Source organism: Occallatibacter sp., from assembly GCF_049582745.1.
Classification (GTDB): Bacteria; Acidobacteriota; Terriglobia; order Terriglobales; family Acidobacteriaceae; genus Telmatobacter.
In genome coordinates this window covers 112185-128211 of the sequence record NZ_JBAUUO010000059.1, presented here as the reverse complement: position 1 = coordinate 128211, position 16027 = coordinate 112185, and the positions used below count along the sequence as shown (strand labels likewise).

General features: G+C 55.0%; 11 protein-coding genes and 1 pseudogene. 6 read left to right on the top strand and 6 right to left on the bottom strand.

All coding sequences use genetic code 11. The annotated features are described in order from the left end of the window. Positions 1 to 20: 20 nt before the first annotated feature. The 3 genes from glgP to glgX are packed head-to-tail and all read right to left on the bottom strand — an operon-like array spanning position 21 to position 6410. Complete coding sequence (glgP, locus tag WCA10_RS08180) at positions 21 to 2561, bottom strand: alpha-glucan family phosphorylase (RefSeq protein ID WP_472822018.1); 2541 nt, start codon at positions 2559 to 2561, stop codon at positions 21 to 23. A gap of 23 nt (positions 2562 to 2584) precedes the next feature. After that, positions 2585 to 4243, bottom strand: a complete 1659-nt coding sequence (gene pgm / locus WCA10_RS08175) for a phosphoglucomutase (alpha-D-glucose-1,6-bisphosphate-dependent) (RefSeq protein ID WP_472822017.1) — start codon at positions 4241 to 4243, stop codon at positions 2585 to 2587. Next, on the bottom strand, positions 4233 to 6410 hold the full coding sequence (glgX, locus tag WCA10_RS08170; RefSeq protein ID WP_472822016.1) for a glycogen debranching protein GlgX: 2178 nt from the start codon (positions 6408 to 6410) through the stop codon (positions 4233 to 4235). Before glgX ends, pgm begins: the two co-directional genes overlap by 11 nt. A 306-nt stretch (positions 6411 to 6716) precedes the next feature. On the opposite strand from glgX, the gene WCA10_RS08165 reads away from it, so the two are divergent. Beyond that, on the top strand, positions 6717 to 7601 hold the full coding sequence (locus WCA10_RS08165; RefSeq protein WP_472822015.1) for a RibD family protein: 885 nt from the start codon (positions 6717 to 6719) through the stop codon (positions 7599 to 7601). Here WCA10_RS08165 and WCA10_RS08160 read toward each other — a convergent pair. From WCA10_RS08160 to WCA10_RS08150, 3 genes and pseudogenes are all read right to left on the bottom strand, one after another. Continuing rightward, the gene (locus WCA10_RS08160) at positions 7598 to 8653 is read right to left on the bottom strand and encodes a sensor histidine kinase (protein ID WP_472822084.1); all 1056 of its coding nucleotides are present in this window, start codon (positions 8651 to 8653) and stop codon (positions 7598 to 7600) included. The genes WCA10_RS08165 and WCA10_RS08160 overlap by 4 nt on opposite strands. 12 nt (positions 8654 to 8665) lie before the next feature. Continuing rightward, positions 8666 to 8998: pseudogene (locus WCA10_RS08155) on the bottom strand (cyclic nucleotide-binding domain-containing protein); the annotation flags it as partial. A gap of 63 nt (positions 8999 to 9061) precedes the next feature. Next, positions 9062 to 9184 carry a hypothetical protein gene (locus WCA10_RS08150; RefSeq protein ID WP_472822014.1) on the bottom strand — a complete coding sequence of 41 codons (123 nt, stop codon included), beginning with the start codon at positions 9182 to 9184 and terminating at the stop codon, positions 9062 to 9064. Positions 9185 to 9534: 350 nt separating this feature from the next. On the opposite strand from WCA10_RS08150, the gene WCA10_RS08145 reads away from it, so the two are divergent. From WCA10_RS08145 to WCA10_RS08125, 5 genes are all read left to right on the top strand, one after another. After that, positions 9535 to 10155 (top strand): RNA polymerase sigma factor, encoded by a 621-nt coding sequence (locus WCA10_RS08145; protein ID WP_472822013.1) that lies wholly within the window; start codon positions 9535 to 9537, stop codon positions 10153 to 10155. Then, positions 10137 to 10415 carry a hypothetical protein gene (locus WCA10_RS08140; RefSeq protein WP_472822012.1) on the top strand — a complete coding sequence of 93 codons (279 nt, stop codon included), beginning with the start codon at positions 10137 to 10139 and terminating at the stop codon, positions 10413 to 10415. Before WCA10_RS08145 ends, WCA10_RS08140 begins: the two co-directional genes overlap by 19 nt. A gap of 734 nt (positions 10416 to 11149) precedes the next feature. Further along, entirely contained in the window at positions 11150 to 12703 is a 1554-nt protein-coding gene (locus WCA10_RS08135) for an MFS transporter (RefSeq protein WP_472822011.1), read from the top strand. Between the two features lie 944 nt (positions 12704 to 13647). Next, entirely contained in the window at positions 13648 to 15180 is a 1533-nt protein-coding gene (locus WCA10_RS08130) for an ATP-binding protein (RefSeq protein ID WP_472822010.1), read from the top strand. Continuing rightward, positions 15177 to 15833, top strand: a complete 657-nt coding sequence (locus WCA10_RS08125) for a response regulator transcription factor (RefSeq protein WP_472822009.1) — start codon at positions 15177 to 15179, stop codon at positions 15831 to 15833. The genes WCA10_RS08130 and WCA10_RS08125 overlap by 4 nt, the downstream gene beginning before the upstream one ends. Positions 15834 to 16027 lie beyond the last annotated feature (194 nt).

Genomic DNA, 16027 nt, shown 5'->3' with positions numbered 1-16027 from the left:
AATTCCTAAATGGTTTTGAATCATCGCCAGGAGGGCGCGTCGTGCCACAGAATAAAGGGCGCCTCCAACGGGACCAACGCCGCCTCGTGCTGCGGAACAATGCGCGGTGTAAAGTCCCCAGCCGGGCGAGTTGCGGGAACAAAAGCCGTATATGTAAAGCCCGTTTCCTCGCCATCTCGTTCGTCACGACTCATCTTTTCGATGACTGGGCCAGCGTCGTTCTCTGTGTTCGCGTAGAGTTCGACGCTTATCGCATCGGAGTTCATATCACCTAAAAAGACCTGCACCTGGAAAAGCGATTGCCCGTCCGTTTGCTGAACGGTCGCCGATCCGAATCGAATCGAGGGCCAATACTTCGCCAAGTCTGCTTCCCAAGCGACCAAATCGGCGCCCAGTGAGCCTCGCTTCTCGGCACGCCGGCGAAAAGCAGCAGCCGTCGAGATGTAGCAATCATCGGTATATTGCCGTACCGCTCGATTTGCTGAGAAGCTCGGAGTCAACCGAGCCATACTTGCACGCATGCGATCGACCCAACGGCGTGAAATTCCGCGTTCGTCCCGCGAATAAAACTCTGGCACAACCTCGTTCTCAAGCAGCGCATAGAGACTTTCGGCTTCGGTCGAGTCCCAGGAAGGATCATCTCCGTGTTCGCGCCCATCGCCGATAGCCCAGCCCACCTCTGGCGAATATGCCTCGGCCCACCAACCATCAAGTTCCGAGAGATTCAGGCCGCCGTTCACCAGCACTTTCATCCCGCTTGTACCGCTCGCTTCCCAAGGGCGTCGCGGAGTGTTAACCCAAACGTCCACACCCTGGACCAGGTGTTCCGCCATCAGCATGTCGTAGTCGGCAAGAAAGACCACTCGGGATCGAGCTTCAGGGCGCTGGGCAAATTCAATCCACTGCTTGATCATGTCTTGCCCCTCGACATCCTGTGGGTGCGCCTTTCCCGCAAGTACCAGTTGGACGGGATGCTCTCGATTCGTCAGGATGTTAAGTAGACGCGCTGGATCATGAAGAAGGAGGTTCGGGCGCTTGTACGTGGCAAACCGACGAGCAAATCCCAGAGTCAAAACATTGGCATCGAGTATCTGCGCTGCCCGTGCCAGATCTTCCTTCGGTGCACCACGAGCGGCTGATTGACGTGTGTAGAGTCTACGCACATAGTGAACGAGAATTCGCCGGCTTTCGGCGCGGAGTTGCCAAAGGTCAAAGTCACATACGGCGCTGACATCATGACACATGTTTGCCAACGCACCGCGCCAACGGGTTTTGCCGCACGCCAGTGTCCAAACGCGGTCTGCTTCCGCAGAGTCCCACGTGGGCATGTGAACCCCGTTGGTCACATGCGTTACTGGCACTTCTTCTTCCGGCCATCTTGGAAACAGTCCCTGAAAGATTCGACGGCTGACTTGACCATGTAGTTTACTGACGCCGTTGATGGCGTAGCTGCCTCGGATTGCGAGATACGCCATATTGAAAGACTCAGATGAGTCTTGTGGATTCTGGCGACCCAATGCCAGAAGCCTCTCGAATGAAATCGAAAGCTTCTCCTCCGCATACTTCTTGAGATATCGCTCCATCATGCCAGGCGTGAAGCGGTCAAAACCTGCCTCCACCGGAGTATGGGTTGTAAAGAGGTTGCCTGCGCGCGTGACAGCAAGCGCGACATCAAAGGTCTGACCACTATCTTTCATGTAGGAACCCGCCCGTTCGAGCAACGCGAACGCGGCATGACCTTCATTGAGATGGCAAACCTCTGGCTGCAATCCCAATGCGCGCAGAAGTCGCCAGCCTCCGATACCAAGCACCAACTCCTGTCTCAATCGCAACTCTGGACCGCCGCCGTACAGCTCGGTTGTAATGGCGCGGTACTCAGGAGGGTTTGCTGGGACGTTCGTATCCAGCAAATACAATGTCGCCCTGCCTACCTGGACCTGCCAGGCTCGAATCCACAATTCAAACCCCGGCAAAGGAAGGACGAGCCGCAGCCATTCGCCATTTGGCTTCCGTACGGGCCGGATAGGCAACTGGCCGGGATCATTAAATGGGTACAGAGCCTGCTGGTTGCCCTGAAGATCAATTTCCTGGCGAAAATAGCCCTGCTGGTAGAGAAGACTGACTCCGATTACAGGAACGCACAGGTTGCTCGCTGCCTTGAGTTGATCGCCGGCAACGTTTCCTAGGCCGCCCGAATAAATCGGCAAGGCCTGGCTTAACATGAATTCCATCGAGAAATACGCTATTGTTGACACGCCCGAATTCGGATGAGCCTTTTGAAACCACCCGTTCGACTTTTCATCCTGCGTTTTCTCTTCTCGGAGCTGAGTTAGCAATTCTTCAAAGTCTGGGTTGGCGGTAACACTTTGCAGTTTTTCCTGAGATGCGGTTTGCAGCACGACCCAGGGATTGTGCGTTAGTTCCCAGAGTTCAGGGTCAAGCTGCTCCCAAAGCCGATCCGCCGCGTGATTGAACGACCACCTCATATCCAAAGCCAGGTCGGTCAGCGCATCAGAGATGCTTGCATTGGAGGAGCGATCAACGTAGGTTGGGATGCTCATAAGCAACTCCTTCTCACTGCTTGTTAAGTTGTCCGAGTGTTCCGTGCCAGCGATTCCGAAACTATCGACTGCGCTTCCAACTGGATCTTGCGAAGATGGTCCTGCCCGAGAAAGCTCTCTGCATAGATCTTGTAGATTTCTTCCGTGCCCGATGGTCGTGCCGCAAACCATCCATCCTTGACGATCACTTTGATTCCACCAATGGCCTTCCCGTCCCCGGGAGCGACGGTGAGAATCTGCTCAATCTTCTCGCCGGCAAGTTCTGATGCGTGAATATCGTCAGGCGACAATTTCTCCAGTACGGCTTTCTGTTCGGGCGTGGCAGGAGCGTCGATGCGCTCGTAAACTGGATCGCCTAGCTCACGCGTGAGCTCGCGATAAACTTCGCCTGGATCTTTTCCCATGCGCGCGGTAATCTCTGCCGAGAGCAGACAAGGAATGATTCCATCCTTGTCCGTTGTCCAGACGCTGCTGTCCTTCCTGAGAAAAGAAGAACCAGCGCTTTCTTCGCCTGCGAGACCCAAACGGCCAGCAAGCAAGCCTTCAACAAACCATTTGAAGCCCACTGGCACTTCGTAGAGGGGCCGATGCAGGCGCGCGCTGACTCGGTCAATCATGCTGCTGCTAACTACGGTTTTCCCAACGGCCACGTTCTCGGGCCAGCCTTTTCGATCTGAGACTAGATAGTGCGCACAGACCGATAGGTAGTGATTTGGCGGCAACAACCCGCTCCCCTTGGTGACGATACCGTGACGGTCATGATCCGCATCCGCAGCAAACGCGAGGTCGAACTTGTCTTTCAGACCGATAAGCCTCTGCATGGCATACGGGGACGAAGGATCCGTGCGAATCTTCCCATCCCAATCCACAGTCATGAAGCGAAACGTGGGATCAACGGATTCATTCACGATCGTGAGGTCCAGGCCATACCTCTCAGCAATTTGCGGCCAATAGTCGATTCCTGCCCCGCCGAGGGGGTCGACACCAAGCCTTATCTTCGCCTCGCGGATGACCGTCATATCCACGACGCTGTCGAGATCTTCGACGTACGCGTTCAAAAAATCGTGCTTGTGCGTGGTCGAGGCTTGACGCGCTTTCTCGAGGGAGAATCTTTTCACACCATCGAGCGCCGATAGTAAAAACTCGTTGGCTTTCGATTCGATCCAGGAGGTTACGTTCGAATCGGCCGGCCCTCCTTGGGGTGGATCGTATTTGAATCCACCATCGTCTGGGGGGTTGTGAGACGGCGTGATTACTATGCCGTCGGCCAACCCCGACTTCCTACTGCGGTTGTACCGCAAAATCGAATGGGAGACCGCCGGAGTTGGGGTGTATGGCGTGCCTTCAGAGAGCATCACGTCGACACTGTTTGCCGCAAGCACTTCCAGTGCGCTTGCGTATGCAGGCTCAGATAGCGCGTGAGTATCCATACCGAGGAAGAGGGGCCCATCAATGTTGTGGAGCTTCCGGTAGTCACAAATCGCCTGAGTAATCGCAAGGATGTGCCACTCATTGAACGTCACGCTTGTAGCAGATCCGCGATGGCCCGACGTGCCAAACACGACACGCTGTTCCAGGTCACTCGGATCGGGACGCAACTCGTAGTAGGCGGTGATGAGCTTTGGGACGTTCACCAGGATAGAAGCATCAGCAGGTTTTCCAGAGGCGGAACTAATACTCAACTGGCACCTCTCGTTCATCGGCCAAAAGAATCGCACTCGATCGGGCTTCAACTCGAAAGGTGCTTTGCTCCTGCAAAAGAGGCTCTTTCCCGGCGTCATAGAGATCGTAAGGGGCGATCTGCGCGGTATCCGCCGCTAAACGCCATGTCCTATCCAACGTCAACGAAGGAATGAAAAAATCAACCGGTCCGTTGTGGGCGTTAAACATCAGGAATAAGTCGGGCTCGGTTTGACCCAGAATGAGACACGCAAACGATTTCTGCCACTCGTCTGCCCAGTTGGGCGCTCCACCGTTCGGCGCGAACCATTTTAGGTCAGCATCTTTGTAGAAAACTTCCTTTCGCAAAACAGGATGTGCTCGACGAAAGGCGATCATTCCGCGCGTGAAGCGCAGAATGTCTTTGTGTTTCTCCGCCAGGCCCCAGTCAAACCAGCTCATTTCGTTGTCCTGGCAATATGCGTTGTTATTTCCGCGCTGGCTGCGGCGAAACTCATCGCCGCCCAGCAACATGGGAATCCCTCGAGAGACAAAAAGCGTCAAGAGAAACGATTTGATTAAGCGGTTACGCAATGCGTCGACAGCGGGATCATCGGTTGCTCCTTCCATTCCGCAGTTCTCGCTGTAATTGGCATCGCTTCCATCACGGCTGTTCTCGCCATTCTCGTCATTATGCTTCTGCTTATAGCTGACCAGATCATTGAGCGTGAATCCGTCATGGGAAGTTATAAAGTTCAAGCTGGCTCGAGGGCCCTTACCAGATTTCTGATATAGATCGGAGCTTCCACAGATGCGATTGGCGAACTGCCCCATCATGCCTGCTTCGCCTATCCAGAAGCGGCGCACATCGTCACGAAAACGGCCATTCCATTCTGCCCAGCGTTGCGTGGAGAAACACCCTACTTGATACGCACCGCCCGCATCCCAGGCTTCCGCAATAATCTTTATGTCGCGCAGGATGGGATCCTCGGCAATGCTTTCGAGAAGGGGAGCGTTGCGGAGGATCTTTCCATTCTCATCCCGGCCCAGGACAGAAGCGAGGTCGAAGCGAAATCCATCAACGTGCATTTGCATGGCCCAGTAACGGAGAACCAGCATGACGAACTGTCTCACGACGGGATGATTCGCGTTGAGCGTATTACCCACGCCTGTAAAGTCTTTGTAGTATCGTCGGCCGTCCTCTTCCAACGTGTAGAAAATCGAGTTCTCAATCCCGCGCAGACAAAACGTCGGCCCCAGTTCATCCCCTTCAGCTGTGTGGTTCAGCACAATATCGAGAATCACTTCGATCCCGGCGCGATGAAAAGCCTTAATCATCTCCCGGAACTCCAAAGCCTGCTCGCCGCGTGATCCCCCGATGCTGTAGGACTGCTTCGGGGAGAACAGCGCAACCGGATTGTATCCCCAATAGTTTGTGAGTTTCTTTTTGGTTACCGGGTTCAGTCGCATCAGTTCGTTTTCGTTGAATTCGGTGACCGGCATCAACTCGATTGCCGTTACGCCCAGGTCTTTCAAATAGGGGATCTTCTCCGTCAAAGAGCGGAAAGTCCCCGGATGGGCCACCCCCGACGTGGGATCGATGGTGAATCCGCGTACGTGCGTCTCATAGATCACCGTATCGGATGCTGAATGATTCGGAGGCGCATCTGTCTCCCAATCGAATTCGTCGCTGGTAAAGATGCACTTTGGCGTCGTGCCTGCGTTATCGACGGTTGAAATACTCAAATCACTCAGGCTGCTCGATGAATCGTAGCCGCGGGCGGCTGAAAAGTCCCAATACTCAACGCCAGCAAGTGCTTTTGCATAAGGATCCAGAAGCAACCTATTTGGGTTGAAGCGGTGACCCAGTTCCGGTTGATAGGGTCCCTCGATGCGATAGCCGTAAAGTTGACCCGCCGGAATACCTCGCACCCAAACATGCCAGATGTCACCGGTCCTATGACGCGCCGGATCCAAATCAATGCTCCTGGCCGCATATGAGTCGTCGGCATTTCGATAGAGTTCCAGGTGAACCCGGGTCGCGTGGCGGCTGAACAAGACAAAATTAACTCCGTCTCCGGACTGATGCGCGCCTCCAATCGGCAACGCGTTTCCCGGCAGAACCTCACCCACCAAGAAAGGCGCCTCTAGAGCGTGCGATCCATTCTCTTTGACGGCCATTTCACCCATCGCACTCCCATCCGAAAGTTGATCACCCTGCATCCTGTGCGCGTACCCTGCATCTCAAACCCTGCAACAGATCAAGGCAGTGCGCCATTGGACTTTGGTATCGCCAATACCTTTGTTCAATGGGCTCGATATCTTGCTTCCGGCTTAACCTTTGGGGGTGACGGTGTTTCCGCTTTTCTCTGAAGAGATCCGAAAACGACACCTTCGAGAGGACCTTTCCCGAGACAATGTTTCGGTGCATTTTCCGATTTACAATCGACCCGGAGTGCCGGATCTCGCATGCTCGGAGAAGACAGGGGAAAACAGATGACGCCTATACGAACTCTCGTTGATCGCGATCAAGACAAATTGAAACCTAGTCTTCCGCCTGGCTTGAGAGATCTCTACGATGGGGATCTGCACTTCCGAGAATCACCTGCTGAGCGCCCCTTCGTCTTTGCAAACTTTGTTTCCACTCTTGATGGTGTTGTCAGCTACGCAATAAAGGGTCAGGCTACCGGCTCCGCTATAAGTGGCTCCGACACCGCCGATCGCTTTATCATGGGGCTGTTACGGGCTTCCGCTGATGCCATTATGGTTGGCGCTCGAACTGTCCACGAGACAGGACCGCAAAGCCTCTGGACTGCCGAATCCATTTACCCGGATGCGAAGCAGTTGTACGCCGAATACCGAATTAACGTTCTGCACAAACCGCCGCGTCCGCTTCTCGTCGTCGTGAGCGGCAGTGGGAAACTGGAGTTGGAGAGGGCAATCTTCCGAGTGCCTGAGGCCCGGACGGTGGTGATGACAACCCCGGCAGGCAAGGATGCACTCACCGCGGCGGGCGCTGCGAAATTGCCCTCCGTTCAAATACACACTCCAGATTCCAGTTCCGGAACGATCGACCCGCTGGCAATGCTGCGATTGCTCCACGCGCAGTATGGGATACAAAGCCTCCTCCATGAAGGCGGCCCTTCGCTTTTCGGAGAATTCATGGCAGCGCAAGCTGTTGACGAACTCTTTCTTACCTTGTCGCCGCAAATCGCGGGCCGAACGTCTGACGCAATGCGGCCTGCGCTCATAGAAGGAACGGAGTTTATGCCGGAGTGTGCTCCGTGGTTCCAACTGCTCAGCGTCAAGCAAAGCGCAGACCACCTGTATCTGCGGTACCAGCGCACCGCATCTCTGCCGAAACCGGTGAGTGCTTGCTAGCCATTGGGTAGATCGGGCTCGGAGTGGTCCGCACGGGGAAGCCATACTTGAAAGCGAGTGTCTCCCGGTCTTGTGTTCACATGAATGCTCCCTCCGTGCTTTCTGACGATCGTTCGCACAGTGTTGAGTCCAAGACCCGTTCCTTCCCCAATGCCCTTCGTCGTGAAGAAGGGATCGAAGATGTGGGGCTCTATCTCAGGAGGAATTCCAGGACCGTTATCGCCGATTTCAACCACGATATTGTGATCTTCACGGAAGATGTGGAGCCGGAGTTCTCCTTGACCGTGCATCGCTTCGATGGCGTTCTCGATAAGATTGGCCCAGACCTGATTCAATTCATTGCCAACCGTATTTACAAGGAGGGGTTCCGTCGGATAAGTGCGCTGCACCTTGATTGAAGGTTGCAAAAGATGGGCCAGGGTGCTGAGCGTAGCTTCCACACTTCGCACAATGTCCTCGTTTTGTGCTGGTGCTTGATCCATGTGGGTATAGTCCTTAACCGTCCGGATCAGATCCGATATTCGCGCGCTTCCGTTCTCGATCGCGCTGAGAAGAGCCGATAAGTCTACTGCTGTTGCTATGCGGGTAATCGCCGCGCGGGCCGTTTCGGCATCGAGGTCTCTCAGCAGAGAAATCAGTGTGTCCGCAGGCATGTTCGCTCTTGCAAGAGCGCCAGAAAGCTCCCATGCATTCTCGAAGCCATGACTCTTCAGGATTGAATCCAGATGCTCTTCCAAATCGCTGAGCGCAAGGCCATCCAGCGGTGTTGATGATTGCAGCAGCGACGCTTCCAAGGCCTCGATTCGGGCTCTATCTGATTCTTGAATCGGCCTCCGCCAGAGTTCCGCATTGGCATTGCGCATCTTCGTCAAGGCGTGGCGTATCCCACCGCTCGCGCGTTGGGCAGCAGACGCGGGGTTATTCAACTCGTGCGCAAGCCCCGCTGCTAACTTGCCCAATGAGACCAGACGGTCGCGCTGCTGCTCAATTCGGGTTCCCTCGCGGATTCTGTCCGACATAGTGGCGACTAGTCTTTTCGTCAATTCAGGCATCTTCTGAACAAGTTCTGGAAGGAGCGATGCCGGAAACTTGAGCAAGCGCCCATCGGTCAGGGCTCGTCCTGTCACAGTGAACTGCCGCATCCTCGAAAACGGAAATACCCCACTGACTTCACCGGCATGTGCCGGGAGTGAGACAGTATCTCCTCCGAACTCTCCTCGCCATTGAAAGAGTCCTTCCAGGAAAACGATCATCCAGTCCGCCGGGTCACCTTGTCGTACGAATGCCTCTCCCGCTTGGAGAGAGACGTCTTCAACGGCGCTGAGAAACCACACGAGCTGCTCCTCAGGTAAATCTGAAAATGCCGTGACGCACCGCAATTCGGATGAACTGATCATCTATAAAGACCTCCGCTGACTCCGACATCTACTCACGCACAGTTCCCGCGTTTCGTGTCTTGTTTATTGAATGCCGCGACGCAGTTCTTGCGCGGGGTCGAGTTGGGTTGCCGCATGGATCGCTTTCTCGAGTTGGATGTCCGAGACGCCGGGCTTGACTGGATAAATCTGTGTAAGAAAACTCATGACGCACACTTCACCCTTAGGGCGCTCGATCGAAGGGTCACCGCTGTTCCGCGCTTGAAACTGGGACGTGAATCCGCAAAAGCACGCGAACCCCTGCAGCCTTATACCAACGTATCGCCCATACCTATGTCCAATGGCGCGCGGTCCTGTCCTGTGGCGTAATCATAGCGATCAATGAATTGGAAGCTGAACAGAGAGGTGTGCAAGTGGGAGCTGGAACGACTCATTTACCAGGATCGCCAACGTCGCGTATCGGCGTCACCATCAATCGCGAAACGGAAGCATCTCGCAACCAAAGCATCGTGCAAGGTATCACAGCGCGCGAAGGGGAGATAAGGACTGGTTCGAGTATGGGTTCGACAACCGCATTCGATGAACTCCAAAAGGAGTATTCGTCCCGGCTCTTCAAGACTATTCTTCGGATAACAAAGAATTGGGAGGACGCTGAAGATGCCCTGCAGGATACGTTTCTGCGCGCATATCTGGCTCGGCATGGTTTTGAGGGCAGATCAAGCGTTTACTCATGGCTTACGCGAATTGCCATCAATTCAGCACTGATGGTCCTGCGCAGGCGTCGGTCGCGACCCGAGGCATTGCTGATCTGCTCTTTCGAGGATGGGGAGGGCGATTCTCCCCTGGAGTTCAAGGATTCATCTTCGAATCCGGAGCAACTGTGCGACCTTCGCGAGAGAAAGGATCACGTGCTACGAGCTATTCGCAGCCTTGAATCTCCATTACGTGCGCCGATCGAAGCTCAAGTGGCTCAGGGGTACTCGGTAAAAGAGGTTGCCGACACGTTGAACATCTCAGTAGCAGCGGCAAAGGCGCGGCTCTATCGGGCTCGCGTTCGGCTGCTCGAACGGGCCTCGGTACATTCCGTAGCTAGGAAACGTGTGCCAACTAGTTTCGTTGACACGGGCGCGCGCGCAAATCTCAAAAATCGAGAACAGCAATGGACAACATGCGGCTAAGACGAGGGGAATGTATTGCGGCCTGCGAGCAGCCCATCACCATGGCCGAGCGAGAACTGCGATCGTTTGTGGGCTCTGTCATCGACCTGCTCGGATCGGAAGGGGCTAAGGTCCTTGAAGACATCTGGCTCGACGAACTGGCTGAGATGGAAAGGACGCCAGAACCGACGAGCCCACAGTGGCGGCTGGTGAGTATAGCTGCATCCTCGCGACTCGCGGGTCGGTTAATGGACCTCAAGCATGATCGGTCGTGCATTTGAACGGACGTCGCAAGTTCGTCTTGATTCCGGCAATGACAGTCGCCACAAAAGAACTTCGACAGAGCGAGAGGGTCCTTTTCCGTTCCAATTTTGCCCGCGTGTCTGAGCATCCGTGAATACCGCGACGAAGATCGCCTCGAGCTGTTTCAAGTTGTCGCGCGATGCAAGATGATGCGGCTCGTTTTGTCACCTGGACAGGTGCAGAACGATCAGATCTCGCTCTTTCGGAAGCAGCGAAGGATTGGCGCGCACCTTATCGGGTGCGAGCCACTCTGTGCGCTTGGGATGACGACGGAATCTCCCAACAGATCCAAAGGCTGGCGAACATCAATGACAAGAAACGCCAACAGTGCATGCAACCCCTCCGGTGTAATCGCGACGGTCTCTCATGTGTTTGGCTAGAACGACAGCCACCAGGACAACAGCGCAAATGATCGATATCGCCAAGAACAACTCTGCTTCTCCCAGGAAGTACTCAGATTCACCTGAGAGCTAACGGGATTCATTCAGACATCATGGCTTTTCTGCTGACGGAGCCGAGCTCTGCGATGACTTAGGGAGCGAGCTGAAGTTCGGCTACGCTGAAGTGATGACCGATGCCAATCGGCGATGCGAGAGCGAAGAGCGTGAAGAGAATGGCGTGGGCTGTGGCTGAGGGGCCGATGGCTGTACAGTTTGTTCATGAGGTTTTGAAGATCTACGGATCTGGCGCGTGATCTATGAATTGTGGCCCCATGCCATGCAAGGAAGTCGACACATCCGCCGCGGTCATTTCGGGGCCAGGTGAGTCATCAAAACACTGGGTGCTTGCGGCGACCATCCTAGGATCGAGCATAGAGTTCATCGACGGTACCGTCGTGAACGTGGCCCTTCCCAACCTGCAAACTTCACTGGCGGCAACAGGATCGGAGGCTCAATGGGTCGTCGAGGCGTACGCGCTTTTCATATCTTCGCTATTGCTGATCGGTGGGTCGCTTGGTGATCGATTCGGACTCAGAAGAACGTTTCTTTGCGGCGTCGTAGTGTTTACCCTTGCCTCGATCTGGTGTGGTTTGTCGCCGGGAATTGTGCAGCTTCTCATCGGGCGGTGCCTTCAAGGAGTTGGCGGTGCACTGCTTGTCCCGAACAGTCTCGCCATGTTGAGTGCTTATTTCCAGGGAACAGAGCGCGGCCGAGCCATCGGAACCTGGTCCGGGTTCGCATCGATCATGACTGCGTTTGGCCCTGTACTGGGTGGGTGGATGGTGCAACACGGCTCGTGGCGAGCCGTCTTCTTCCTGAATGTTCCGATTGCCCTGGTTACTTCTTGGATCATCCTGACGAAGACTCGAAGTCGAGAGACGCGAGCCGAAAGGAGGCGGCTCGACTTGCCGGGGGGGCTGCTAGCAACAGTTGGATTGAGCTGCCTCACCTTCGGGCTACTGGAGTGGTCGAGCCAGAGGATGCTGTCGCGCCTTTGTGGAGCGGTCGGGCTGCTTTTGCTCCTTCTATTTGTTCTGGTCGAGAGACGGACTCGCGCGCCGCTCGTTCCCATGGAGCTTTTTCAAAACCGGAACTTCGCAGGGGCCAATCTCCTCACGTTGTTTCTATATGGTGCCCTTTCTGCCACGCTGTTCTATCTTCCTCTAAACCTCATTCAGGCTCAGCACTATTCCCCAACCCAGGCTGGCGCTGCAACATTGCCGATGGTTCTGCTGATGTTCCTGCTCTCCCGTTGGGCTGGTGGTCTTGTGGGGCGATACGGACCGCGAAAGCCCCTCATCATCGGCCCTTCTGTTACGGCAGCCGGCTTTGTTCTTTTCGCTCTTCCAGGAGTTGGGGGATCGTATTGGATAACATACTTCCCAGCGGTACTCATGTTGGGATTCGGGATGACCGTCAGCGTGGCACCGCTAACGACACTTGTTATGAGTTCAGCGACCCAGACTCGTGCTGGCGCTGCATCAGGAATCAACAATGCCGTATCGCAGACAGCGGCGCTGTTGGCCATTGCCGTCAGCGCACCAATCTTTTTTGCGTCCTTCCGCGTTGCGCTGCCCAATCAGATGAAAACTGTAAATGTTTCACCGCCTGTGGCCCGACAGCTTCAAGAACAGCAAAAGCTACTCGGCGCAATCAAGACGGACGACCCGAAAGGCAGGGTTGCAATCGACCGCGCATTTGTTGACGCGTTTCGCCTAATCGCTGTGCTGGCTGCAGGCGCGTCGGCTGCGGCGGGAGCTACTGCGCTCGTGACGATAAGATATCAAACTCCGGACTTTCACGGGAGCGCAGTGGATGTGTCTTGAGAAGAGGCAGGATTGATATCTATGGCGGCACGCGTACGTCAGCGCGGGCCTACTTGCCCCCTTCGCAGCGTGTAGCGCACTGTCGGATTCGGCGATGAACGCGGGCAATCCCTGGAGTTCGAGTGTTTGTCTCTCACTCCGCTATGTGGGGATTTTTGTGGGTGGGCTGGTTAAAAATAGCGGGCAATTGTGGTTAGTCCAACAAGCCGGTGGCGATAGACGAACCACCATAAGGCAATTAAAATGAGCAAAGTAGGACAATAAAGAGCAATGCTGAAAAGTGCAAATGCCTAGCTGTTAACCGAAGGGTTGTAGGTTCGAGTCCTACCTGAGGAGCCAATTGTTTCTTAGATTTACGAACCCGTACTACTCCCCGATGACCCTCAAAACTACAAGACGGTAGGGACTTTCGTAGGGACGCGCCTTCAAAATGCTGCGTACGTATTCATTGGCAATTCTGAGAAGAGACTTCACTCCGATTTGTTGAGCGGTATCCTCTCCGCCGCTTGGCTGTGCCTGCTCCCATCGGATTAATTCTTCTTCTCAGTAGCGAACAAGCGAATCCAAGCACGAAGCCACGAAAGCGGTCATTGCAAAACGCCTCGCCGATCGGCAAAAGTCGCATCCGGTGTGAGGCCCATTCGCATGAAAGCACGGTTGCGTTTTTGTTCTGAAGAGACAAATGACATTCCCCGGATAGCCCTAACACCGGCCTCCCAGCCTCGGCTTAAAGTCAGCTATCCGGGGAAAGGCAGAATGGTTCTTCTCTCTCTCGTGAATACAGCAACCGAGTCCCCGGCATTTTCGAGAAGCGACACCGAGTTGTGTCGTTCCGATGATTCAACTCGAAACAGAATCCGTCGTCTCTTATGATCCTGACTGGAGTTTGCAGGTCGGCCGCTGAAGGCCAGATAGCTCTATTTTGTTCCGTTTATGATGCCAACATGGCCACCACCGAACGGACCAAGCTTTCTCGGTTGACGATGGAGTACGGGCTTAGGCCCAGCGCCATTGCGGGTGCTTTCGTCCTTGTGGCCATGCTATGGACGTTTCCGCTTCAACACTTCATCGCCTATCCGTTTGTGTTTCTTTTCTTCGCTGCAATCATGGGAAGCGCGTGGTTTGGCGGCCTCATTGCCGGCTTCATGGCAGTTGTATTGTCGTCGCTTCTGATCGATTATTTCTTCGTCCCTCCTTTTTATTCGATCTCCGTGGCAAAGGAATCGCAGAGCTTTTTCGCCGCATTTGTCGTGTGTGCAATTGCCATCACCGTTGTGAGTTCGGCGCGCAAACGAGCTGAAAACGCAGTTCGCAATGCCCGAGATCATCTTGAAGCGAAGGTGCAGGAGAGAACTGCTGAGCTTCAACGGTCCAATTTGGAGATTCAGGAAAACGAGCGCCAGCTGCGAATGCTCACCGAGGCGATCCCACAACAGATATGGCGAGCCGATGCTGCTGGCTGCGTTGAGTACTGCAACCAGCATCTCCGCAATTACCTTGGTGAAGCTTCCAGCGCGCTGGGAGGTGAGTCTTTCTTTAGCATTCTCCACCCTGAGGATGCGGTGCTCTTTCGCCAGGGATGGGAAGTGGCGCTTGCGGCTGGCGGCAGATTTGAGACCGAAGCCCGCGTTCGTGGTGCAAACGGAGAGTATCGCTGGTTTCTGATTCGTAGCATCCCGCAACGTTCCGAGGACGGTCAAATCGCGCGCTGGTATGGAATCCACATCGACATCGAAGAGCAGCATCGCGCGCAACAGAGCCTTGTGCTGGCTCAGGACGATTTGACGCGTTTGTCGCGCACCCTGAGCATGGCGGAAATGGCGGCCTCCATCGCTCATGAGCTGAATCAGCCGTTGACCGCCGTCGTAACCCAGGCGTATGCCTGCCGCGAGTGGCTGAGCAGTGAGCCCGCGAACGTTGAGAGGGCGTCAGCGACGGCGGAAAAAATCGTGCAAGAGAGCACACGCGCAAGCGCCGTTGTAAAGCGTGTTCTTGCGCTCTATCGCAAAGAGGCGCAGGTAAGAGAGCCTGCTGACATGAATCAGTTGATTCAGGAACTGGCGCGTCTGCTGCGCGACGAGACGATCCGGCGAGGCATATCGATTCGATTGCTTCTGGCACGTGATCTTCCAAGGCTTGAGATGGATCCGGTGCAGATCCAACAGGTGTTGCTGAACCTCGCCACGAACAGCATGGATGCAATGACGGAGAATCCTGGTCCACGCCACCTTACAATTCGGTCACATCAGCGCGACGACAGTGAGATTCTCGTTACAGTGGAAGACAACGGCCCCGGCATCTCGACAGATATCGCCGACAGAATCTTCGAGCCGTTCTTTAGTACCAAAGCACAGGGGACGGGTATGGGTCTGGCGATTTGCCGCAGCATTGTTGAAACACACAATGGCCAGCTTTGGGCGGAGAACTCCCCGAAGGGTGGCGCGGTCTTTCAATTCACGGTGCGAGCTCAGTCATGACAGATGGATTAGGTAGCACGAGGGAGTGTCACGAGACGGTCTTCATCGTCGACGATGACGAATCCATACGCGAAGGGCTTTGCAATCTTTTGGAAGCAGTTGGAATCAACGCCAAGAGCTACGCCACGGCGGAGGGATTCAGCGCGTACTGGTCTGAAGCGATGGCAGGGTGCCTGCTCCTCGACGCGAGGCTTCCTGGAATTAGCGGGGTCGAGTTCCAGGAACGACTTCGTAAGGCGGGCGTTCGAATCCCGGTGATCTTTATGACGGCGCACGGCGATATCCCGATGGTGCGCAAGGTGATGAAGGCGGGTGCGATCGAATTCCTTACGAAGCCATTCCAGAAAGAGGAACTACTGCATGCTGTAGGCCAGGCGTTCGTGTTCGATCGTGCTCGACGCAAGGAAGAAGGAATCATCGCCACGGTCCGCGCGCGCGTCAACTCGCTTACGTCCCGCGAACGCGAAGTAATGGCAATGGTGACTTCGGGCCTGATGAACAAGCAGATCGCTGGAGAGCTGAATCTGAGCGAAATCACCGTCAAGCTGCATCGAAGACAGGTCATGGAAAAGATGCAGGCCGGCTCTTTGGCGGAACTGGTGAAGATGTGCGAGCGCGTCAAGCCGTCGTCCTGGCCTGGACCGCGGGTCTGAGCTTGATTGAGTTTCACGCTCCAATCAACCCGCCCACTATACCAAAGTATAGGTTGTCCTTATTCCATCTTTATCGGCTGTGGGCTCTACTTTAAAAGAGTTTGCACTCGCCTTCCGTAACCGGACGCATTTTCCGCGCAACGCCGCACCTTCACGTAGATTCCACCCATCGTGATCTACCTCGCGGAGGAGTA